Origin of the sequence: Fictibacillus nanhaiensis (assembly GCF_036213205.1) — a bacterium.
GTDB lineage: Bacteria > Bacillota > Bacilli > Bacillales > Fictibacillaceae > Fictibacillus > Fictibacillus nanhaiensis_E.
In genome coordinates this window covers 617,076-641,271 of the sequence record NZ_JARMFC010000001.1, presented here as the reverse complement: position 1 = coordinate 641,271, position 24,196 = coordinate 617,076, and the positions used below count along the sequence as shown (strand labels likewise).

General features: G+C 40.0%; 14 protein-coding genes. 10 read left to right on the top strand and 4 right to left on the bottom strand.

The window, feature by feature from the left end:
* The first annotated feature begins 43 nt into the window (after positions 1–43).
* From P4V41_RS03155 to P4V41_RS03145, 3 genes are all read left to right on the top strand, one after another.
* The gene (locus P4V41_RS03155) at positions 44–2,011 is read left to right on the top strand and encodes an LTA synthase family protein (RefSeq protein WP_328083373.1); all 1,968 of its coding nucleotides are present in this window, start codon (positions 44–46) and stop codon (positions 2,009–2,011) included.
* Positions 2,012–2,273: 262 nt separating this feature from the next.
* Positions 2,274–3,422, top strand: coding sequence for an S-layer homology domain-containing protein (locus P4V41_RS03150; protein WP_328083372.1), 1,149 nt, complete (start codon positions 2,274–2,276; stop codon positions 3,420–3,422).
* Positions 3,423–3,505: 83 nt separating this feature from the next.
* Positions 3,506–4,999, top strand: coding sequence for a stalk domain-containing protein (locus tag P4V41_RS03145; RefSeq protein WP_328083371.1), 1,494 nt, complete (start codon positions 3,506–3,508; stop codon positions 4,997–4,999).
* Positions 5,000–5,274: 275 nt separating this feature from the next.
* On the opposite strand, the gene P4V41_RS03140 is transcribed toward P4V41_RS03145, so the two are convergent.
* Positions 5,275–6,444 (bottom strand): polysaccharide deacetylase family protein, encoded by a 1,170-nt coding sequence (locus P4V41_RS03140; RefSeq protein WP_328083370.1) that lies wholly within the window; start codon positions 6,442–6,444, stop codon positions 5,275–5,277.
* Between the two features lie 139 nt (positions 6,445–6,583).
* Between P4V41_RS03140 and P4V41_RS03135 the strand changes: the two genes are divergently transcribed.
* Complete coding sequence (locus P4V41_RS03135) at positions 6,584–8,419, top strand: FAD-dependent oxidoreductase (protein WP_328083369.1); 1,836 nt, start codon at positions 6,584–6,586, stop codon at positions 8,417–8,419.
* A 45-nt stretch (positions 8,420–8,464) separates the two neighbouring features.
* Here the strand turns inward: P4V41_RS03135 and P4V41_RS03130 are convergent, their stop codons facing one another.
* Complete coding sequence (locus P4V41_RS03130; protein WP_328083368.1) at positions 8,465–9,022, bottom strand: hypothetical protein; 558 nt, start codon at positions 9,020–9,022, stop codon at positions 8,465–8,467.
* Positions 9,023–9,331: 309 nt separating this feature from the next.
* Between P4V41_RS03130 and P4V41_RS03125 the strand changes: the two genes are divergently transcribed.
* Positions 9,332–11,860 carry an S-layer homology domain-containing protein gene (locus tag P4V41_RS03125; RefSeq protein ID WP_328083367.1) on the top strand — a complete coding sequence of 843 codons (2,529 nt, stop codon included), beginning with the start codon at positions 9,332–9,334 and terminating at the stop codon, positions 11,858–11,860.
* Between the two features lie 257 nt (positions 11,861–12,117).
* On the top strand, positions 12,118–14,319 hold the full coding sequence (locus tag P4V41_RS03120) for a stalk domain-containing protein (protein ID WP_328083366.1): 2,202 nt from the start codon (positions 12,118–12,120) through the stop codon (positions 14,317–14,319).
* Positions 14,320–14,670: 351 nt separating this feature from the next.
* Here the strand turns inward: P4V41_RS03120 and P4V41_RS03115 are convergent, their stop codons facing one another.
* Entirely contained in the window at positions 14,671–15,573 is a 903-nt protein-coding gene (locus tag P4V41_RS03115) for an accessory Sec system S-layer assembly protein (protein ID WP_328083365.1), read from the bottom strand.
* An 11-nt stretch (positions 15,574–15,584) separates the two neighbouring features.
* Positions 15,585–17,948, bottom strand: coding sequence for an accessory Sec system translocase SecA2 (gene secA2 / locus P4V41_RS03110; protein ID WP_328083364.1), 2,364 nt, complete (start codon positions 17,946–17,948; stop codon positions 15,585–15,587).
* A 184-nt stretch (positions 17,949–18,132) separates the two neighbouring features.
* Between secA2 and P4V41_RS03105 the strand changes: the two genes are divergently transcribed.
* From P4V41_RS03105 to P4V41_RS03090, 4 genes are all read left to right on the top strand, one after another.
* Positions 18,133–19,137, top strand: a complete 1,005-nt coding sequence (locus P4V41_RS03105) for an acyltransferase (RefSeq protein ID WP_328083363.1) — start codon at positions 18,133–18,135, stop codon at positions 19,135–19,137.
* A gap of 176 nt (positions 19,138–19,313) precedes the next feature.
* Positions 19,314–21,245, top strand: coding sequence for an S-layer homology domain-containing protein (locus P4V41_RS03100; RefSeq protein WP_328083362.1), 1,932 nt, complete (start codon positions 19,314–19,316; stop codon positions 21,243–21,245).
* A 451-nt stretch (positions 21,246–21,696) separates the two neighbouring features.
* Complete coding sequence (locus P4V41_RS03095) at positions 21,697–22,434, top strand: WecB/TagA/CpsF family glycosyltransferase (protein WP_328083361.1); 738 nt, start codon at positions 21,697–21,699, stop codon at positions 22,432–22,434.
* Positions 22,427–24,007 (top strand): polysaccharide biosynthesis protein, encoded by a 1,581-nt coding sequence (locus P4V41_RS03090; protein ID WP_328083360.1) that lies wholly within the window; start codon positions 22,427–22,429, stop codon positions 24,005–24,007. Before P4V41_RS03095 ends, P4V41_RS03090 begins: the two co-directional genes overlap by 8 nt.
* Positions 24,008–24,196 lie beyond the last annotated feature (189 nt).

The following is a 24,196-nucleotide window of genomic DNA, read 5'->3' as shown; positions in this document are numbered from 1 at the left end:
ATAAATGTAAAATGATAGAGGTACTGAAAGGGGATACACGTGAATGATTTCTAAAGGTTTTAAGCGCTGGGGATGGGACTTCTTTTTTTACGGTGCCTTTCTGATCGCTGTCTTTCTTAAACTCTACTTATTTGCTGCTTTTTCTGATACCGTTTTTGCTCAAACGGGTCTTGTGGGCTATGTAAAAGAGAGCCTTAGTAAACTTCTAAATGAAGGAACAATCATTGGATTTTATGCAGGATTAACATTAATTAGCGTGGGTGCTCTACTCGTTGTCTCGTTCTGGACACTGTTCCTAAAACAAAGCAAGCGCTGGATCAGCTTGCTTATTCTAAATGGAATCCTTACTTTTTTAATAGTAGGAGACCTGATCTATTACAGATATTTTAACGACTTGTTGTCAATGACCGTGTTGTCGCAAGCCAATCAAGTTGGAGCGATTTCTGGTAGTATACTAGATTTATTTCAAGGAAAAGATCTTATTTTTATCGCGGATCTACTCGTGTTAATTCCACTAATGATCATTTTGATCAAGCGTGGAAACGGACAGTTGAAAGCGCGTGTTGTAACACGTGGCGCTTTGGGATTAGCTGCATTCTTCATCGGATACCTCTTCATCATGAGTCCGATCAATGAATATACGAAAAAGTACGGATCGGCTCTTTTTGCGAGTAACTGGTACAACATGGCACTTTATAGCCAGACTGGTCTATTAGGCTTCCATGGTTTTGATGTTTATCGGTTTGTGAACGAAACGGTCTTTCAACAAAAGAAGATCTCGGCCAAAGAGTCTAAAGAGATTGAAGACTGGTTCGCGAATCATCAAAAAGAAATGAGCAAGGAAACGCCGTTTTATGGTGTGGCAAAAGATAAGAACGTGATCATGATCCAACTCGAAGCGTTCCAAAATTTTGTGATTAATCAAAAGATCAACGGTGAGGAAATAACGCCGAATATTAATAAACTTATTAATGACAGCATGTACTTCCCGAACTTCTCACTTCAAACGGGACAAGGGCGTACATCGGATGCTGAGTTTTTAGCGAACGCATCGCTTCATCCGTTATATTCGGGTTCTGTTTATGTGCGATATCCGAGTAACACGTTCGATGCGCTGCCTGGTATCTTAAAACAAAAAGGGTACGAAACTGCGGCGTTTCATGCTTACAAGAAAAGCTTCTGGAATCGTTATGTGGTGTATGACAATTACGGGTTTGATCACTTTATTGGTGAAGGTGATTTTAAAGACGGTGAGATCGCAGGGTGGACGCTTGGTGACAAACCGTTCATGCAGCAGTCTGTTGATGAGCTTTTAAAAATGAAGCAGCCGTTTTATGGATTTATGGTCGCACTCACAAGTCATCATCCTTATAATATCCAGTCGAGTTACCGCAGTCTGGACGTTGGTGAATATGAAGGAGATATTGTTGGTGACTATCTTCATTCTGTTCACTATGTGGACGAAGCGGTTGGTATGCTAGTTGAACGTCTCAAGAAGGAAAATCTGTGGGACGAGACCGTATTACTTCTTTATGGAGATCACGATTATGGTGTTGATAATAACGAAGCGATGATGAAGATTGCCGGTGAAAAGTATTCGCCATACAACATCGAAAAGACGTTCCACGAAGTTCCGCTCGTGATGCACTTGCCGAACGACGAAGGAAAAGGTGTGTATGAAAGAACGGGTGGACAGCTGGATCTATCGCCAACGATTCTTCATGCTCTAGGCGTTCCGTTTGATGATCGATTCATGATGGGCGGAAACCTGTTTGATGAACAGAACCAATTGGTCGTTCAGCGTGACCTCTCATTCACGAATGGAGACTACACCTACAAGTCATCGGTGGAAGGTTTCTTTGATAAAGGTACGTGTTTTGATGGTAAAACAGGGAAAATAACCGATATCAATTTGTGTAAACTAGCTTATGATCAAGCAAAGAAAGAAATATCCATCTCAGACATAGTTATTTTTAGTGATGTGTTAGAAAACATCATGAAAAAGAAATAATGAGGAGGCTCATCCGTAGTGATGAGTCTTTTTATTTTTATAAAATAACTTAACCTTGTGAAGTATTGGTTTTTGCTGCAAATTATATAGGTATCAATAGCGAAACTTGTCGAATGACAGAATCGTTGTCTGAAAGCTATTATCACAAGGATTTTATCTTAAATAACTTTTGAAAAATAGTACAAATGACATAGGACAAAACATTGTAAAAATTATAAAATTTTTCCGTAATGTATAATATTTTGAATCGAGGGGAACTTTTTTGAAAAAGTTTATTGGGGGATTAGTAGGTGCGGCAATCATAGCTGGAACAATCGCTTCACCAGTTAAAGCAGAGTATAAAGATCCGTGGGATAACTATTATCCGGATGACACATGGGGATCATGGGCTGAGACAGAAATGCTTGATCTGTTACAAGCTGATATTTTACGTGGTCAAAAAGAATTCAACCGCAAGCAAGGAATCGTCTATCTTTATTTAAATCCGAACAACACGATTAGTCGCGCTGAGTTTGTTGCGATGATCGTTCGTGCATTAGAATTAGAAACAACGAAAAAAGGTACGGCGTTCACAGATACAAAAGGTCACTGGGCTCAAAACGACATCAATACGGCGAGTGCATTAGGAGTAGTTTCTGGAAAAACAGCAACGACTTTTGATCCGAACGGCAAGATTTCTCGTGCTGAGATCTCATCAATCCTTGTTAGAGCATTTGATCCAACTGTTGATTTTGCAAAAGGTACGGCAAAAACGTTTGCTGACTTAAAGAGCAGCCACTGGGCATATAACCATGTTCGTCAAGCTAACCAAGTTGGCATCGTAGGTGGAACGTCAGCTACTACAGTTTCTCCTGATAAAAACGCAACTCGTGCAGAAGCTGCAGTTATGATTCGTAGAGCGCTTTGGAAAGAAGAAGTAGGTCTTCCTCAAGCGGGAGCACTTACGACTCAAGTTCTACAAAACGAAAAAGATGGCATGGCAGCTTTTAATGAACAAGACTTTGATAAGCTTGCGGTGCTAAATGACAAGAACCACTATGGTCTTGTTCATGCGATGATGGGTCAATTCCTTGGGTTTGGTTATGAAGAAGAAATTCCAGAAGAAGAAATGCCTGCAGAAGGGGAAGAGGAATTCTTCTATGAAGAAAAACAAGAGCTAATTAGTGAACCGAAGTTGACGCTTGTCTCTTCTTCAACTCGCTTTGCAAAAGTAAATGTAGAGAACTTTATCGTGAAGTATACGATCACTTATTATGATGAAGAGTTAAAGAAAAATGTAACAGATACTTATGAAGAGGATCTTTCTAGCATGTATCACCTAATTAAGCGTGATGATTCGTGGAAAGTGTATTCTACTGACTATTTAACGGGTGTTCTTTATGACACTTATTTTGAAGAGGAACAAGAGTAATAAGATTAAAAGCCTTGAGGTCAACTCAAGGCTTTTTTCTAGTTGGGGAAAGACTTATTAAGATGACAGAAGGAGATTTAATAATGAGACTTAGAAGTAAAGTTATTAGCTTTGGTATCGGACTTTCACTCACATTATCACCTTTAACATTTTCTGAAGAAGTGGCTGCGAGTAGTTCCATTTCGTTATATATGAACGGGGCAAAGCAACAATACGACCAGCAGCCTATTATTAAAGAGAATCGTGCCCTTGTGCCAATCCGAGCTGTATCGGAAGGTCTTGGAGCTTCTGTTACGTATCAATCATCTGACAAAACTGTACGAATTAAGAAGGATAGAATCAATATTACTTTGAAGGTAGGTTCGAAAACGGCCAATATCAATGGTATGAAAAAAGTACTTGATGTGCCAGCTCAAGCGATAAACAACCGGACATTAGTGCCACTACGTTTCGTGGGAGAGACTTTGCACGCAAAGGTTGCTTACGACTCCAAAAGTAAGAGCGTACATATAACAGGATCAGAGTTCACGAAGTTTGTGGAGGCAAACCAAGAAAAGGTAGTAACAATCACAAAATTGAAACATGGTTTGCCTTATATCAATAAAGGGGCTGGTGTTGTGGTTAGTCCAAGCCTCATCTTGACAACACAATCTGCTGTAAATCAAGCTGAAGGAGCATACATTGAGACCGTGAAGGGAGAGAAAGTTCAGGTTGAAGGAATTGTTGAGATGGACCTTCTCGAAAATCTAGCTCTTGTTAAGCTAGCATCACCAATAACGATAAAGCCTGTAAACGTTCATTTCTCTAATGTTGCGAAAGGTCAAAAAGCTGTTGTGCTTGATGCTTCTAAAGGAACTGAAGTAAAAGTAGATGGTTTTGAGAATCGACTGAGTGAGCAGCTTTATACGAAAACTCCGTATATAAACTCATTCATTGGTACACCTCTCTTCAATTATGAAGGTGACGTGATTGGATTATCGAGTGAACTTGATTTAGATAATTCGATAGAGTACTATGAAGCAGCTTCAAAAGTGGAGAAATGGAAACCATACTTTTCAATGAGTCACTCTGATATTAAGACGAGTGGGTTTTTCCATAAGCTACCTTTGAGTGAGATGAAGACAATTACGGACGTTTCGTTAGGTATGAATGATGCTGAAGTGCAATCACTTCAAAAAGGTGATATTTACGTAGATTCAAAGTTTCCGTACCTCAGCTACAAAAATGATGACACGATTGCTCCTGGAGGATATGCAAGTTTTGAATTTCACCGTAAAGAAAGGATTCTGAATCGAATTTCTTATCAATATAGCTCTGAAACGATGACACAAAATGAAGCTGCAAGTTTGTTTAATGAGATGAAAGCAAACTTGGAGAAGCTTCACGGTACTCCTTATACAGTTGATATGGATTGGAATCGTGATGAAGATAATCAATACAGGAATCTGTATGTTCATTGGCTCCCTAAATTTAATGAGGAAAAGCCAGTTGTAAGGTTATCAGTGGAAGAAGATACTTTTAATGAGGCTTATAGGTTTGAGCTTTATTATTACTATGGCGGTACGTATAGGAAGTAGGCTGCTATTGTAAGGAGGCTAAACCACTTGAGGTGGTTTAGCTTTTTTATTGAATTGAAGTTGTCGGTTGGTGTCGAGAGGTGTCGAGAAGTGTCGACTCGCGAGATTATGACTACTTTTCGTGAGATTATGGGTAATTTTCGTGAGATTATCAAAATTCTCGCGAGATTATCCTCGGTTTCTGTGAGATCATCCTCACAGAAGCTACTCCAAGGACCATCTATCACTCTAACTACAGCAGCCGAACCCCACAAAACCCATTTACAAACACATCATCACTTCAACACATATTTATTCCAGAAGTTATATGGCTCAATAGATGCTGTAATCGGAACAAACACATACCCTTTTGAAGTTAATTTCATTGAAAATGACTTCAAAATATCAACGGTATCAACTCGATCGTGCAACAAGATAATCGGTGCATGACCAGCTCCAATCACCCCAGAAATCTGCTCATTTACATACACACTCGTTTTTTTAGCATTGTTGTAGCTCCAATCCAGACTATCCACGTTCCAATCCCACATCTTATAGCTAGCCGTATCCATGGCTTTTCTATACGATTCGGTCATATATGGCTTACTTCCGTATGGTGTTCGTATGATGGCGGAGGGAGATCCACCAGTAATATTCGCGACCGATTGAAAACACTCACGCATCTCAACTACGGCGGCAGCAGGAGAGCTGTAAAATTTGCTTTTATCATGTGTAACCCCATGACAACCAATTGTATGTCCTTCGTTAAACATTCGTTTAATGAGTTCGGGGTTTTTATCAACATTAGGTTTTAAAACAAAGAATGTGGCTTTTATTCCATTCGTTTTTAAATAATCTAAAATACCCGCTGTATGCTTGTTCGGTCCGTCATCAAAGGTAAGAAAAGCACGTTTGCCAGGTGCCGGTGTTGGAGGCTTAGCTTGTGGTGGAGGGTTGTGAGCCTTACGATAAGCCTCAATCTGACCTTTGTTCCTCTCATATAGTTGATCGAGTGATAATTTTGCGCCTGAATCGGTAACACGTGCAATCGGTCCTTTTTGAGAATAAGATACTCCATAACCGAACACTTCACTAATTTGGCGGTAAGGGATAAGCAGATTGTTGTTTATGTTTATATAAGAAAAGGGAACAAAGGTGTTTCCTTGTATCATCTGTTTCGTCTTGGTGTGTAAGGTTATTACTTTGTTACCTTTCCTGAGTATGATTTGACCGGTCGCTCCGATCCACTCGACCTGAAAGCCGAAGTGTGTGCTGAACGAACGGAGGGGAACGTACGAAACACCATTCACCGCACGAGGAGCGGGTTGTAGTTCAAACAAAATTTTATCATTGTGAGCTGCGAAAATAAGAGAATTTCCATGATCTGCTTTTACAGGTTTAACGGAGATTAATAGATAAATTACAAAGAATAGAGTGAAGATAGAAAGAAATTTACTCTTCATCATAACTTTCCTTTCCATATTGATATGATTTGTTCATATTTTGTCTAAACTTGTAAATAGAGTTTTGCTAGAATAAGAGATGTACTTCTATACATATGAATGAGGCAGTCGTTTAAGACTTGTCCAGAAAAAAGTAGGGATCATGTTGAAAAAATGGATAGCTGTAATATTGGTAATGGTACTAGCAGGAGGAGCTGCTACAGGCTTTTATCTGTATAAAAATGACGATGTAGTTCGGATTGACGATAACCTTCCACTCGATACGTTTGATGTAATCGTTGTTGGAGGAGAACCTGAAAGTGTAGCAGCTGCTGTTGCGTCTGCAAGAGCAGGAGCGAAGACACTCATGTTGGTAGAACGTAATGGACTAGGCGGTTTATTTACATACGGTGAGTTGAACTTCCTAGATCTTGGAATAGATAAGGACAAAAAACCAGCCAACGCGGGAATATTTAAAGAGTGGCATGAGATGGTAGATAAAGAAATTTCGTTTGATCTTGATAAAGCGGAGAAAGCTTTTGATGAACTGGTAGGAAACGAAGAAAATATAACGTTGAAGCTCGAAACAGAAGTGGAAAAAGTGGAGCTAACCGAGGACGAGAATGCGATCAAGCAGATCCAAACTAAAAGCTCTGACGGTGTGATGCGTTATAAAGCAAAACGATACATCGATACGACTGCACATGCTGATTTTGCCGCACTCGCACAAGTTCCATATTTTATCGGTCAAGAGGACATCGGGAAGAAAGAAACGAGCATGTCGGTCACACTCATGATGCATTTCAAGAACGTAGACTGGAGTAAGGTATATAAAGTAGCAAAAGATGAAACGTTTGGAGAAGCGGTTGTCCAGCCACGTACGGCATATGGATTCTGGGGTGTGGTAGAAGCGTATAAGCCTGAAAGTGAACGGACTCGATTGCGCGGACTCAACATCGCTCGCGTAACGGACGGTGACATCTATATTAACGCACTACAGATTTTTGGTGTAGATGGATTAGATGAGAAATCAAAAAAAGAAGCGATTGAGATCGGCAAAAAAGAGACGAAACATGTATTGAAATTTTTACGAGAAAATTTCCCTGGTTTCGATAATGCAGAGATTGCAGATTTTCCGGAAGAACTGTATGTACGTGAAACGCGACACATTAAGGCGGAGTACCAGCTTCCTATCTCTGATGTTTGGGAATACAAAGACCACTGGGACTCGATTGCGTTTGGATCTTATCCGGTAGATGTGCAAGCAACGGAACCTGATGGGGAGGATTATATCATTCTAAACCCTAAGCAGTATGCAATTCCGTTTCGTTCTCTTGTTCCTAAAAAAATCGATAATTTACTAGTAGCGAGTAAAGCGTCAGGCTTTTCCTCGTTAGCAGCCGGAAGTGCTCGAATCGTTCCTACTGGGATGTCTACAGCAGAGGCAGCAGGCATCGCTTCGGTTCTTTCTTATAAAAATGAAATGAACTTCCGTGAGATGTCAAAGGACAAGAAGCTGGTCAAAGATTTACAAAAAGAGTTAATCGCGAAGAATGCTCACTTATATCCTTTTAAACTGAACTATTTATATGAAGGAAAGTGGTATTATCCAGCGGTAAAAGATTTGTATACAAGAGGTCTGCTGTTCGCGGGCTATGAAAATGACCTGAAGCCAGAGGAACCATTTACAGAGGAGCAGTTTGTGTGGATGGTGAAGAATGGTGTGGAACGAACCGACCGAGAGCTTTACAAAAAGATAAACTGGCCAGATATTTCAGGAGATCAGTCATTAACTCGTGACAAAGCAGCACGTTATATCTTCGAGTGGTTTATCAAGAGTGATAAGCAGCACAACAATCCATGGGCAGCAGCTGCGAAAAAAGGTTATCTAAACGGTGAAGTATTTAAGCGTGTTGATGAGAACAGACCACTTCTTAAAGAAGAAGGTTATTCGCTTGTTTCCGGTATACTTAAACAAGTAGAGATGAAAAATAAATAAACAAAAGCTCCGCAGGACATGATCTTGCGGAGCTTTTTATGATGTTTAGGATTGCTCGATCAACTGAATCTTTTTATTCTTTAATCGGTGAGTGATCCATTTTATAAAACGGATGTTTAAATAGATTAAGAAAGCAGCCGATAAAAAGGTGAGGATCAATAGTAGATTTGATAAAAATAAGTTTGTTTCTTCATATTTAAAAGCTGGAGAAAGTGATTCATAGAATACAAAGAAACTCATATCTTTCCGGTTTAATGTTGTAAGGACCAATGCGACTGAAATAAAAATACTAATAAAAGATAGGACATTTAAGAGAACACCCATGTTGTTCTTTAATCGAGTGCTAAACGAGATGCTCCACTTCAAAACGGTTTTTATAAAGTAAAAATTCATGTAAACAAACAATAGTTCAAAAGCGAAAAATAATAGGGATACGATCGGAAATCCAGATTGACCTGTTTCAGGATTAAAAGAAGCAAACATGAACCACATTGGAAAAACAGTGATTCCAACGAGCGATGTTTTTCCGATGCTATAAAATAAGATACCTAAAGAAACAAGTACACATACGATTGATATTCCAAACAATACAATTCTTCTCATAACGAAACCTCTAATTCTACGAGTGATTTTATTTTAAAATGAATGTCACGACGAATATTACTTTGTCCGTGCTCCATTTATATCGGCACTACTTCATTCCGCATTCAGCCGCCAGCGCCCTCGATATCTAAATCCAATAAAAACTACTATATGTAACTTCATATCCAAATTCTACATTAATTTTCCTAATAAAACAATTTTAGTTCTTTTTCACTATATTCTTACATAATCTTGCAATCTATTACATTTATTATAAAATAGTAAAGGTGTTGGAAAAAATTACATTAAAAGGTATGGGGGAAATAAAAAATGCGGGGAAGATTTTTAAAGAGGAAGACGGGGGTTGTATTAGCGCTCTTGTTAGCAGGACAGACTGCTTTCGGTGCTAGTTCTTCATACGCTTCAGAGTTTGTTAACTCAAAAACAGTGAAAGAGATCAAACTATCAAAAAGTGCAACTTTTAAAGAGATTACATATAAAAGTGCTTCTGTTAATCAAGATATTTTTATGCTTGAAACGAAATGGGGGCAGCCTCATACAACCGTAAAGGTAGGGGTGCCGAATCCGATTAGTTCGTTAATGACGGTTACGAAAAGAGCAAAATTAGATAATCGTGCAGGTCATTATGTCGTTGGTGCTGTAAATGCTTCATTCTTTCGCTCAAACGATAAATATGGATATGCACCGACTGGCGTACTTTCACAAAACAATGAAATCGTAAACTATGGAGTAGTAACAGGCGATTCGACGTCACCGATGAATGTAGCGGTAGGATTCGGAATCGGTGCTGATGGAGAGCCGATTATTGACTATACGCGTCCTAGTCTATCATTCTCTTTTGAAGGCAAAACGTTGCCGTTATACAGCATGAACTCTGTGCGTGAATCCGATGCAGGTATTCTTTATACGAAAGATAATAAGTTAACCTCTTCAGGTACGAATGAATGGGGCACAGAAGTGATTATTACAAATACGTCAAAAGATCCTGCTGAGATCGGCTTTGGTGATACGATCACTGGAACAGTTTCAGAGATTACGAGATTAAGTCAAAAAGCGGACCGTTCCATTCCTAAAGGAGGAATGATCGTTTCGTTTGCAGGTGGCGATTTCTCTAAGCAGTTAGCGGGCTTAAAACCAGGAGACAAGGTGTCCGTATCTGCGAACATCGAGCAAAAATGGAAAGATGCCGAGTTTATTTTAGGCAGCGGGCCGATGCTTGTTCGTAATGGGAAAGTGGAAATATCGATGTCTAGTAATGATTATCTTGTAAAAGACAGAGCTCCACGTACGGTTGTAGCGTACGATAAAGATACGAAAAAGCTATTTCTTATTGTAAATGATGGACGCTCTTCAGCTAGTAAGGGATCTAGTCTACCAGCTATGGCAAACTACTTGATCTCACTTGGTGCGGATTATGCGATGAACCTAGATGGCGGTGGATCATCAGCGATGGTTGCTCGTCCGTACGGAGCATATGAACCGGTATTGATGAATACACCTTCTGATGGAGTGGAGCGAGCGGTTTCTTCTATTCTGGAAGTTGTTAATACAGCACCAGCAGGCAATACAGCAATGCTTGTTCTAGGCGAAGCGCCAGCACTTGAAGTAGGAATGAGTGGCGCTGTTCCTTTAAAATATGCGCTCGACGAGAACTATAATCGTCTCAACCTAACATCATCACAGCTGAACTGGACGGTTGAAGGTGGAGTAGGGATCATGCAAGGAAATGTCTTTTATGCGAAAAAAGAAGGAAAAGGGGCACTTGTCGCTAGTCATGGTGGAGCTGTAGCAAGGATTCCAGTTACCGTTACAAATTCAGTCCCATCAAATACAAAAGTGTTGCCTCTAGATTCGTTTAACTCATTAGCTAATTGGAGCACGACTGGAGCACGTTCAAAAGTATCATTATCTGGTGATTCTTATTTAGCAAGAGAAGGATCTGCGGCGAAAGTTAGTTATGATTTCACAAATAGCGGTGGAGGAACAGCAGCTGCATATTTAGATGCTAAAGGAGCGATACCTGTAAAAGGTAGTCCTCACTCGATTGGAGTATGGGTTCATAATGATGGATCAGGTCACTGGCTTCGCGGTCAGATCATTGATGCTTCAGGAAAAGCTCAAACGATTGATTTTACAGAGCAAGGTGGAATGACGTGGAAAGGTTGGAAATATGCTGACGTTAAACTCAGTTCTGATATCGCTTATCCAATAAAAGTGAAACAGCTTTATTTTGCTGAGACGAATGCAGCTAAGCATAATAAAGGAACGATCTATTTTGATAAGCTACAAGCGGTGTATGATGCCGGTTATGTTGAGCCACTCTTTACAGACCTAGAAAAAGCGACTTGGGCGAAGAAGTCGATCTTAGCATTAACGAGTCAAAACATTATCAGCGGCTATCCGAACGGAAAGTTTGGTCCTAACGATAAGATTACGCGTCTTCAAGCCGCAACGATGATTTCAAAACAGATGGGGCTTGAAACTAAAAATGTAGTTAACCCTGGCTTTAAAGATGTTTCGCCAAGTACTTATGGATATGGAACCATTGCAGCTGTAGCAAAGATTGGCGCAATGTCAGGATTCCCAGATGGCCGTTTTGGACCGGATGAAACATTAAGTCGTGGTGAAATGGCATCAATTATCCAACGAGCTTATGACTTAAAAGGACAAACATCAAAATCATTTACAGATGTTAAACAAAGCTTCTGGGCATACGGTTCAATTCAGACTGTGTTAGCCAATGGCATTACAAGTGGGTATGACGATGGTACGTTCCGTCCGTTAAATCCAATCACTCGTGCTGAATTTTCATCGATGTTAGATCGTTATATCAATTAAATTTTTATAATCTTTTAAAAACATGCTAAACATTATTGAAATATAACCGATAAAAGGGATACTAAGTTACACATCCTACAAGAACCTGTCTATTTTAGGCAGGTTTTTGTCGTTATTTGAAGAATTTTATAATGTAGCCAAAATATAGATGCTTTGTAACAATAGTTTGACAAAAGATAAGTCTATTTCACTTTGACTACCTATCATAATACTTATAATCTACTAAAGTAGTTTATTTTTGGAAGGGGAGAATGTTTTTGGGGAAACGACAACTTCATAGTTTTATGGTTCTTTGTCTGATCGTCTCGTTGTTTTCGACGTTTAGTTTTACGGGAGACCAAACGGTGGAAGCAGCACACGATCTTGTGAATCCTAATCAATTTTATACATATGATGAGATGATTACAGACATGAAAGAACTGGCGGCGCATTATCCAGGCTTAGTCAGCTATAAAGAGATAGGGCGCAGTGAATATAACCGTCCGATCTATGCGATTAAACTAGGCAAAGGCAATGCGAATGTTCTTATCAATGGTTCACATCATGCCCGTGAATGGATCTCTACGAATCTATCCATGGATATGATTGACGAGTATGCTAGTGCATACACGAACGGAGATACATTAGGAAAATATAACGTTCGTGATGTGTTAAACAAAACAACGATGTGGTTCGTGCCGATGGTGAATCCAGACGGTGTTACGCTGCAACAGTACGGATTGACGAAGTTTCCGTCTGCAGATCATTTCAAACTCATCAACATGAACGAAGGCAGCACGGATTTTAAACGTTGGAAATCAAACGCTCGTGGTGTGGATCTTAATCGTCAGTATGCTGCTGATTGGGCAAACATCAAGAACAATAAATCAGGTCCATCTTGGAACAATTACAAAGGTACCGCGCCTGTTAACCAAGCAGAATCAAGAGTGATGGTGAATTTTACCGCACAAGTTGATCCTGAGATGGCCATCGCCTATCATACGAGTGGCGAGATCCTGTATTGGAACTTTCACCAGACAGGAAGCTGGTATAACCGAGATCATGCTTATGCAAAAGCAATCGGAAACATGACAGGTTACAGTCTGATCTATCCGGGTACAAATCCTTCAGGTGGAGGATATACAGACTGGTTCATTATTAAATATAAGCGTCCAGGATTCACGCCTGAACTTGGAAACTATGCAGGCAACACGCATGTTCCAGTGTCAGAGTATCCAGCGATCTGGTCGCAGAATAAATATGTCGGGCTTTATGTCGCACAAGAGGGCTATAAGCTGTATGTGAACAGTCCACGTTACGAGCCTGAACAGAAGATTACGGTAAAAGTGAACGGCAAGCTCTTCAGCTATGATGAAGATGCATTTGCAAAAGATGGCCGCACGTATGTACCACTTCGCGGAATCTTTGAAAAGCTAGAAGCAACAGTGAATTACAATGCTTCAACTGGCGTGATAAAAGCAACTAGATGGGATAGAACGGTAACCTTTAAGCTTGGCTCAAAAACGGCAACAGTTGTTTCAGCTAGTGGCACATCAACCGTCACGTTCGATGCTGCACCTCAAGTGATCGACAACCGAACGATGGTACCGCTTCGCTTTATCGCAAACGCCCTTGGAGTTGAAACAAAGTGGGATAACGCAACCTATACAGCTTCGATCACAGATCGTTATGTAATGGATGCGAATGTGAAGAATCCAAATCCAGTTGCAGTGACGATTGATGGAGTCAAGCAAAACTTCGATCCTGCCGCACACATCTATGGTTATGACACGGTATACTTACCGCTTCGTGATCTTTTAACAGCAATGGGTGCAACGGTTACATTTGCTAACAATATTGTAACCGCTGAAAAAGACGGAACGAAAATGGTCATTAACCTAAAAGAACGCACCATTTCTGTAAACGGTAAATACATTTTCATGAGCGAGCCAGTGGTGGTAGATCAAAATACGACGATGCTGCCTATTCGTATTATTTCTGAAGCATTTGGCTTCAACGTGGTATGGTCTCAAAGTGAGTGGACGGTCCATGTAACAAATGCCGCAGCTGCTGTTGAACAGCCGGCAGAGGAAGCGCCAGCTGTGGAAACGGAAGCTGTAGATGTGGAAGAACAGCAGCCGGAAACAGAAGAAGGAACTCCTGCTGAACCGAATATGGATGGTGAAACAGCTCCGGGTGAGGATGTTGCGCCAGGTGAAGATGTAACGCCAGGTGAAAAGACTGCTCCGGATGAAGAAACAACACCGGGTGAAGGAAATACACAAGCAGAGGAGCCAACTTCTAGTGAAGAGGGAGCAACTTCTGAGGAAACGCCAGCAGTTGAGCAAGGTTTATCTACTGATGGAACGGCTGAAGATCAAACAGTAGAAGAAAGTTCAGTAAAAGAATCGGAAAATGGCCAGATTGAATCTCAATCTGTTCAGAATTTAGAAGAAACACCTCTGAATGAAGAAAAATAAGTGGAGAAAAACCATACCTATTGATTTAGGTATGGTTTTTGTTCGTTAAAAGGACGGTGTGGGGTTCAGGTGGTAACTTTAAGTTGAAATAATTTCGCGAAAATGGAGCAGAATCTCACGAAAACAGTGTATAATCTCACGAGTTTTTTCTATAATCTCACGAATTTGCTCCATATACTCGCGAGTCGACAACCCTCAACAAATTTCGCAAACGTCCACCCCTCCGCCGCAGCATCCACCCCGCCACCTACCACTCAAATCAACCACCCACACAAACAAAAAAACCAACCCCACAAGAACTTATTCTCAAATAAGTCCTCATGAAATTGGCTTCTTCACATGCTACCTTTTTTATTGATTTTGTTGCGGTGGATAAGCTTTCCACACAGATAGATCGACGTTTTCCTTCAACACGAGGTCGCTAGGGAAGATAAATGTCCACGGCTTGCTCGTATTAGCCTTCACTTCTAGATCATCCAGCGTAAATCCACCTTTTGCGATGACTTCTTCAGATGCATCCATCACTTCTAAAGGCAGCTGCTGCAACTGAATATTTTTATCCGAGCCGTTTCGAATGAGCATCGTTACATGCAAATTCCCTTCAGAAGTTTGCTTCGCTTGAAGTCCCATAAAGTTTACTTCACCAGGTTTCGGTGCTTGAATTTCAGCGACCAGCTGATGCAAGCGAGCTTTGTCCTCTTCAGGAAGACTGTTCGCCCAGCTTTCTTCTAAATCAAGTTCATGTCTTCGCGCGGTCTTTAACTCAAATGCAAGTTTCCAACCTGTTTTAGGGAATTCCTCAACATCAGCCGTTTCATCCGCACTGAACGTGAATACCCAAGGCGTACTGCTTTTCGCTGGAATTTCACCAACTTCAGCAAAGTTGAACACTTTACGACCCAACATCTCATCCTCTACACCTAAAAGAAGTAGAGGCATCTCTTGTAGTTGAATCGACTTATCCAAACTGTTACGAATGAAAGCTGTAACCGTCACATCTCCACCATCCTGTTTTAATTCGATCCCAGAAAGTGAAACCTGGTTAGGTTTAAGTGGAGTTAGATCTAGATTTAAAAATTGATACACATATTTTAATTCCTGTGTTGGCATATAGGCAGGAGAGTAGTGAAGTGTTGTTTCCACTTCTTCCTCAGCAGAAAGATCTGCACTCGTTTCATTTAATAATTCTTCAGAGGACACCGTTGTGTCTTCTCCAGTTTTATTTAAATTTTTCTTTTTAAAAAGAGAAAGCATGATGAACCTCCTTATGAGTTTTGCTTTTGTATTTCTAGTGTTTGCATAAACTGAGTCAGCTGATTGATGGTCGTTTTATGAATTTTATGGCGTGTTCCGATAAAAATCTGAAGGCCTTCTTTTTCATAGATGCGCATCGGATCTTCTTGTCCGTAGCTGCGTAATCCGATTCCTTCTTTTAAGTGACTCATCGCTTCGAGATGGTTTACCCACTCTAAATCAAGAGCCATCAAAGTACGACCTCTTAACCATTCAGTCATCTCATCATTTAATTTTAAGAAAGATTCTAGTTCATTTAAATAGATAGAGAACTGTTCTTTTAGATGTTGCTGAAGATCAACTTCTTCCGAATAGCGGTCGTTTAGAGAAATAAAGTTTCCATATAATATTCTCAAATCTGATTGAAGAGCCGCTAAATCCCATTCTTCCGGTAACAGTTCTTCTGTAATATGGTCGTTGTATACTTTTTCAACGGCATCTTCAGCCATTTCTTTAACAAATGGGAACATATCTTGCTGCTCTAGCAACTGATCTCTCATCTTATAGATGATGTTACGCTGCTGATTGACTACATCATCTAACTTCAATGTGTATTCACGGCTAGAATAATTGAACCCTTCGCAAATACGCTGAACACGATCCATGAAAGCTAACGGACTTTGGTTCAAAATAAGACCAGCAGTATCCGTCTTCATTCCTTTTTCAAACTTTTCTAGCTCTACTCGTGCAAAACGCTTTACGATATCATCTTGGATACTGACAAAAAATTGAGATTTACCAGGATCACCTTGACGTCCTGAACGGCCTTTAAGCTGATTATCAATACGTCGGCTCTCATGGCGTTCTGTTCCAATCACGTAAAGACCACCAAGTTCTTTCACACCTTCACCAAGCAAGATGTCGGTACCACGGCCAGCCATATTTGTTGCGATCGTAATCTGACTCTTCTGTCCTGCTAAAGAGATCAATTGTGCTTCTTGTTCTTCACTTTTTGCGTTCAAAAGTTGATAAGTTAACCCTTTTTTATCGAGGTACGATGCGACTTCCTCTGATTGAGCAATTGAAGTTGTACCGATTAATACAGGTTGCGAGGTATTATGAATACGGGCAACTTCTTCGGCTACTGCTTCATATTTATGTTCATGTGTAGCATAGACACGGTCTGAAAGATCTTCTCGAACTTTTGGTCTGTTCGTAGGAATGGGAACGACTTGAACACCGTACACATCACGAAACTCTTTTTCTTCCGTTTTCGCTGTTCCTGTCATACCCGAGATCATCGGATACATTCTGTAATAGTTTTGAATCGTAACGGATGCTTGTGTTTTGTTTTCCTCCGTTACTTGAAGGCCTTCTTTCGCTTCAATCGCTTGGTGAAGACCATCACTGTAAGTTCTTCCTTCTAAAATCCGACCTGTAAATTGGTCAACAAGCTCAATTTTTCCATCACGAACGATATAATCAACGTCACGCTTCAACATGATGGCCGCACGTAATCCTTGAATCACATAGTGATACAGCATCTGATGATCAAGGTCATAGAGATTCTCGATGCCAAAACCAGATTCGATGCGGTCGATTCCCTCGTCCGTCAGGCTTACTGCTTTTGTTTCAGGATCAAACAAATAATGCTCATCTTCCTTGAAACGTTTTACAAGTTGAGCACAAACATAATGAAGCTCTTGGCTCACTTGTGTTTTACCGGCGATGATGAGCGGTGTACGTGCTTCATCAACAAGTACGCTATCTGCTTCATCCAAAATGGCAAAGTGGTAAGGGCGCTGAACTTTTTGCGAGGGGTGAGATACCATGTTGTCTCGCAAATAATCAAAACCGAACTCATTACCCACACCATACGTAATATCAGCTTGATAAGCGGCTGACTTTTCCTCTGGCTTCATTAAAGGCACGTTCAATCCAACGGTCAACCCAAGGAACGTATGAATCTGCCCGATGATTTCGCAGTCACGGCGTGCGAGGTAGTCGTTTACTGTGATGACGTGAACGCCTTTACCTTCTAACGCTCGAACATAGGATGGAAGCGAAGCGACAAGAGTCTTCCCTTCACCTGTAGCCATCTCTGCAATATTTCCTTCTAATAAAACAAGTCCACCAATCAGCTGAACGTCAAAATGACGCATGCCGAGCACACGTTTCGATGCTTCACGAACAACAGCAAACGCTTCAAACTTGATGTCGTCAATTGTCTTTCCTTCTGCAAGCTGTTCTTTAAAATATGTAGTTCTAGCACGTAATTCCTCATTCGTATATTTTTCAACAATAGTTTCTAGTTCGTTAATATGGTCTACCATTTTGGTATATTTTTTTAACGTTCTATGCTGTTCATCTATGATGTTTTTCAAGTAGGTCAACATCTTACTCTCTCCTTATCAAATACTGAAACTAGTATATCACAGGAATTTATAAAAATATCCAAAAATAGAATGATTTTAACAAAAATGGTTAAATAACCTTTTAAAATAAAAAGAAGATATTGTCATATATAGTAGGGATTTGTATGATAAAAGAAAAATAGACAAGTGAAAGAAGGATAAACCGTTGATTCAATATGCAAATGCATTAAGAGCTTTGGCGATTATGGCCGTTGTTATGATCCATGTGATCGCGAGTTTGATGGCAGTCGATATTTCAAAAACGTGGTGGTTGGCAAATATCATTGATAGTTTTGCTCGCTGGAGTGTACCGGTGTTTGTAATGGTCAGTGGTGCATTGCTGTTAGGAAAGGATGAACCACTTTCTATCTTCCTTAAAAAGAGAGCTTCTAAGATTATTATACCTTTTCTTTTTTGGACCATATTCTATGAATTGTTTACTTACCGGTCGCAGTTTGAGCTGTTCTCAGTAAAAGCAGCAATTGTAAACATATACAGCGGTCAAGCTTATTATCATCTCTGGTTTTTGTATATGATTGTAGGAATCTATTTTGTTACACCTTTATTCCGTTCGATCGCCAAAAATACGAGAATCCTCGTTTACTTTGTGGTGATCTGGTTCTTTATGACGCTGGAAAATGTAGTTTTTTATTTTACCTCTACACATTTAGGATTTAAGTTAGGCGTGTTTTGGGGCTTTGCAGGTTATTTCGTACTCGGTTATCTTCTTGCTAAACATGAATTAAGTAAAAGGATGACTGGACTGATCTATCTAGGCGGAATTATCGGTATGATTGTTACGATCTTCGGTACTTACTATATGACATATACAAAAGGGAAATTGGACATTTTTTGGCTAGATTACCTAGCTCCAAACACGGTGTTTGTGTCCATGGCTGTTTTCGTTTTATTTAAACGGTCGTTTAAAGTTAACATCAAATGGATCAACTCGTTTGCAGCAGCAAGCTTTGGAATCTTCCTGATCCATCCGTTCTTTTTAACACTTTATAAGTCTAGTCTATTTCAAGATCTATTCGGCTTTGCTCTCCACAGCAGGACGTATCACGTTTTATTCGGTATCCCGGTTACCTTTGTTGTCGTAACGTTATCGAGTTATATCGCTGTTGTGATCCTTCAAAGAATTCCTATTGTAAAAAATATTGTTCCATAGAAAAATAACGAGTCATACGAGGACTACTATACAAATAGTGGTCCTTTTTCTTTTAACTACTATTATTGTTAAATAAAAGATAGTCAGAAAGATACTAGAAAATAATGTAGAATATTGGTAGATTAATAGAGGTTGTGTAAAACTTAGTAAATATTTCTAATCAGGGGGAGTAAGAGTTGAAAAAATGGTTGGCTTTGTTTTTGTTGCCATTTGTTCTGTTGTTCAGTTCGCCGGTAAACGCTGCTGACGACATTACAGATCATTATTTTGAGGAAGATATGAGAAAGCTTATTGATTTGGGGTACTTAAAAGGTTCGATAAAGGATGGACAAACATTCTATGAACCAGATCGTGCAGTAACTAGAGCAGAATTTGCAGCATTCTTAGTTCGTGTGTTAGAAGCACAGAACTTAGAAGTGATTAACCCGAAAAGCTTTTCCGATGTAAAAGAAGGAGCTTGGTATTATAACGTTGTACAACAAGCTGCTGAAATGAACATCGTTAACGGTACGCCAGATGGGAAATTTCTTCCGAATGCTACAATTTCAAGAGAAGCAATGGCTTCAATGATGAATGGAGCTTTTGAATATAAGGGTATCAAACTGCCAGAAGCTGATCTTACATTTAAAGATGCTTCAAAAATTCAAAGTTGGGCACTACTTTCTGTAAAACGAATGGTTTCTGCAGACATCATTGCTGGATATGGCGATAATACGTTCCGTCCACAAGATGAGGCAACAAAAGGAACGACAAGTGCGTTCTTAGTTCGTATGATGGGTGAACTGAAGAGCCCACCACCGCCACCTCCTGTACCTAATTTTTATCTTGCTACGGTAACAGCAGATGCTACAACAAAAGTAAAAGAGTATGAAACGTATGAAGAAGCGAAGGCTGCAGCTACTCAAAGCAACCATGTTGTTCTAAAGGACAATAAAGTTGTTTACATGAAGAGTGGAGTGGTTTCACCTGCTCAAGTCCATCCACTTGCATCTACTCTCTACACGAGCTCAGCGTTTAGTGCAAACCATTTCAGCTTAGTTGCTGGAACGGAAACTGAATTTATCGATGCTGGCGAAACTTGGGTAAAAGTTAAATATAACAATACGACGGGTTACTTTAAGATGAATCAAGCTACACTTCACCCTACAGTAACAGTAAAGGGCTATTCTTATTACAAAGCTGATAATGGGAAACTTACTCATTATACGTACAATGTGAATACGAATACGTACGGTCCTTATGAATATGGAAGCAGCGTAGGTTTGCCAAATGGTAATTACAAAAGCACGGACGGTCATACGTTCAAGTCGGTTACTGATGGAAAAGTATACGACCAATATCAATACTTTAATGTGATGCCTTTATACACAAAAACGAGCTATACTGCAGAACAGCTTAACGATTTTGTTAAGAAAAACAAACCTTCTACGGTCGGAAGCACACCACTTGAAACATTAGGAGAAGACTTTAAGAAGGCTGAAGCAAAGTATCATGTAAATGCGATGTACCTACTTGCTCATGCTATTCATGAAACCGGATGGGGAAGTAGTGAACTTGCACGTGATAAAAAGAACTTGTTCGGATTAAAAGCATACGATGGTAACGCTTATGAAAATGGAGCTGAGTTCCCAACGTATGAAGCAAGTATTGAAGAGTTAGTAAACCAATTTCTTTTAAAGCCAAATGAGGGCTATTTCATGGATAGCTGGAAATCTCATGGAGAAGTTCTTGGCAATAAAGAACTTGGTATGAACGTACGTTATGCATCAGATCCATACTGGGGGCAAAAGATTGCCGGCTATATGTACCGTATGGATAATTTCTTTGGTAAAAAAGAACGCAATCAGTTTAAGATCGCAGCTACATTAACGGACGGTGTACGTGTTCGAGGTGAAGCTACGGCATTAAAATCAAACGAACTTTATAAAGTTACAAAGACGGGTACGCCAGTGCTTGTATTAAATGAAGTATCTACATTAACAGGTGAAGGTACTTGGTATGATATTGCTCCTAAAAACTTAAACGGAGCTAGCTATCCGAAAACGTTTGTTTACAGCCATGGTGGTTCTTATGGGACGAACATGAAGCTGTTCCCGTTAGCTAAATAATTTATATATAAGCTGAGACTATTGGAATTCTAATCAATAGTCTCTTTTTTGTTGGTTGCTTGCAGCGGTGGTTGTTGTCGAAGGGTGTCGGCTCGCGAGTATATTGGTTGTTTTCGTGAGATTCCTACAAAAATTCGTGAGATTAACAAACAAATCTGTGGGATTATCAAGGATTCTCGCGAGATTATCTATCCGCAATGATCTCCACGCACCTCAAACGACAAGTTTTGTTTCAAAACTGCCCCTTATTTTTAATATTACTGGATAATCTAACCACCTCCCTCAAAAACTACAATGAGAGACGACCTATTATATGAAGGAACTTATCGTTTAATGTCTTTTTATGATATATTTATTAGTGTTTTATCAAAAAACAGGTAAACATTGCTAATTGGCCAGTCCAACTGAGCCAGGATCACATAAGATAAATAAGAAAAAGTGGTGACATTCATTGAAAAATACAGTGCGAATTTTAGGAGTAGATTTTGTTAACTCCACACAGAGCGGCTTCTTAAATACATTAAGCGGACATCTGGAAAGAGAAGAGAAAACGTTTGTTGTAACGGCAAATCCAGAGATTGTTATGAAGGTAAGGGAAGATGCTCAATATCGAGACGTTGTTCAAAAAGCAAATTACGTAACGGCGGATGGAATTGGTGTCGTTAAAGCAGCAGGACTGTTAGGAAATCCATTGCCAGAGCGTGTTACAGGATTTGAGACGTTCATCGGACTTCTCGAGATCGCAAACGAAAAAGGTTATAGTATTTACCTTTTAGGAGCGAAAGATGAAGTACTTCAACGAACAATTGCTGAAATCATGACACAATACCCGAACGTGAAAATTGCAGGAGCACATCACGGTTTCTTTGATTGGAGTGATGATCACATTCCAAACGAGATCAAACGCACGAAGCCGGATCTAATCTTCACAGCACTTGGTGTTCCAAGACAAGAGCTTTGGATTGGTGAGAACATGGACAAGTTTGAAAAAGGTGTGTTCATGGGAATCGGTGGTTCATTTGATGTTCTTGCAGGTGAAGTACAGCGTGCACCAGAAATTTGGCAAAAGATGAACTTAGAATGGGCTTACAGATTAATGAAGCAACCTTCTCGTTGGAAGCGCCAGTTGAGCCTACCGCATTTTGCGTTAAAAGTCATCCAGCAAAAGGTGACAGGCAAGCATGAGTAAGAACACATTTATCCGGGGAGCCTTAATCCTTACGATCGCGACTTTCTTATCTAAATTCCTTGGTTCCGTTTTTCGAATTCCTCTACAAAACATTGCCGGTGACGATGTACTCGGTATATTCAGTCTCGTTTACCCAGTTTATATGACTGCACTTATCTTATCTGTAGCAGGGATTCCAATTGCTATCTCGAAGCTCATCTCTGAAGCTCGAGCGAAGGGTGAGGATACAGAAATTCGAAACATATTTAACACGGCAGGAATTCTGGCTGTGATTTTCGGAGTCCTTTCATTCAGCTTTTTATACGGGTTTTCGTATCAGATCGCAGACATTCTTGGAGGACAGGAAACGAGAAGTTCATTGATTGTCGTTTCTATTACGCTTTTGGTCGCGCCGTACATGGCGGTTTATCGAGGATTTTTCCAAGGCTATGAAGACATGAAGCCAACCGCGTACTCACAAGTAATCGAGCAGTTTATTCGTGTGGCTCTCGTCATTGTTGCGGCTTACTATTTTGTTTCGATCGCAGCTGATAACGAGACGATCGCAGCAGGTACGATGGCAGGTTCAGCGATTGCAGCACTTATATCATTAATTTACTTGCGAATTATTTTTCAAAAGTCGAAACTTAAACCGGGCTCAGATCGTCCATATACTATGAAGGCATTTAAATCGTCGAGTAAGAGGATATTAAAGCTATCATTGCCGATTTGTGTCGGTGCTCTTACTATGGCATTACTTAACGTGGTGGACTCGCTTACGATTCCGTCTGCCCTACAAATGGCAGGGAAGACAGCGAAAGAAACCTTCTACTTAAATGGTATCTACGCTCGTGGTACGTCACTCGTGCAGATCGCAACGGTTTTCTCAACATCGATCGTTTTGCCTTTAATTCCATTGATTACGGGCAAAATAGCCAAAAACGAGATGGATGATGCGAATAGAGTTATTAATCGTTCATTTAATTTAACACATCTATTTTCTTGGCCAGCAGCTGTTGGAATTGCAGCTCTGACTCTTCCTTTAAACATCGCTCTTTTTACGAACGATGAAGGAAGCTTAGTTGTGGCAATCGTGAGTTTCAGTTCAGTATTCACGTCACTGGCCGTTCTTGGAACAGGAATTCTACAAGGAATCAATCGTCCAACAGCCGCGGCAGTTATTATCGTTGCTGCTGCGATCGGTAAAGCAGTGCTAAACTTTATGCTGATCTCGCAATACGGATTGCTAGGAGCAGCGCTAGCTACATTGATTATTTATATCGTGATAACAGGAGCTAACGCGCTCGTTATTAAACAAACGTTTAAATTACCTCTTATCAACCGTTCAATTCTTACTTTTATCGTCGCAAGCTTGATTATGGGTGTGGCGATCGGTTATCCAACATTAGTGATGGACTTGTCTAGTCGTCTTGCAAGCTTATTGTATGCAGGTGTTGCGATAATAATCGGTGGTATGCTTTTTGCGGTTTTTATTTTGCTTACAAAGGGTATGTCAGTAGAAGAATTACAGTCTTTACCTGTTATCGGTAAGAAATTGGCTCGATTTGGAAGGGTTTCAAAAAATAATGCGTAAAAGTTTTGCGAAAGCTATAAATGAAGAAAAAACGCTTTCAAGAAATTCATAATTTGTTAATGATTTTTTCACACAAAATAAAATTATCTATGCTATAATTTTCTCTGTGTATAAAGATAAAGTTGATTTATGTCGAAATAAATACAACCATACATTGCATGATCATAAACAAGCCAATTGGGGAGTGTA

Excerpts from the sequence above, each read along its gene's own strand:
- P4V41_RS03155 (WP_328083373.1), top strand. The coding sequence starts at position 44 with ATGATTTCTAAAGGTTTTAAGCGCTGGGGATGGGACTTCTTTTTTTAC.
- P4V41_RS03145 (WP_328083371.1), top strand. The coding sequence starts at position 3,506 with ATGAGACTTAGAAGTAAAGTTATTAGCTTTGGTATCGGACTTTCACTC.
- P4V41_RS03140 (WP_328083370.1), bottom strand. The coding sequence starts at position 6,444 with ATGATGAAGAGTAAATTTCTTTCTATCTTCACTCTATTCTTTGTAATT.
- P4V41_RS03135 (WP_328083369.1), top strand. The coding sequence starts at position 6,584 with ATGTTGAAAAAATGGATAGCTGTAATATTGGTAATGGTACTAGCAGGA.
- P4V41_RS03130 (WP_328083368.1), bottom strand. The coding sequence starts at position 9,022 with ATGAGAAGAATTGTATTGTTTGGAATATCAATCGTATGTGTACTTGTT.
- P4V41_RS03125 (WP_328083367.1), top strand. The coding sequence starts at position 9,332 with ATGCGGGGAAGATTTTTAAAGAGGAAGACGGGGGTTGTATTAGCGCTC.
- P4V41_RS03115 (WP_328083365.1), bottom strand. The coding sequence starts at position 15,573 with ATGCTTTCTCTTTTTAAAAAGAAAAATTTAAATAAAACTGGAGAAGAC.
- secA2 (WP_328083364.1), bottom strand. The coding sequence starts at position 17,948 with ATGTTGACCTACTTGAAAAACATCATAGATGAACAGCATAGAACGTTA.
- P4V41_RS03090 (WP_328083360.1), top strand. The coding sequence starts at position 22,427 with ATGAGTAAGAACACATTTATCCGGGGAGCCTTAATCCTTACGATCGCG.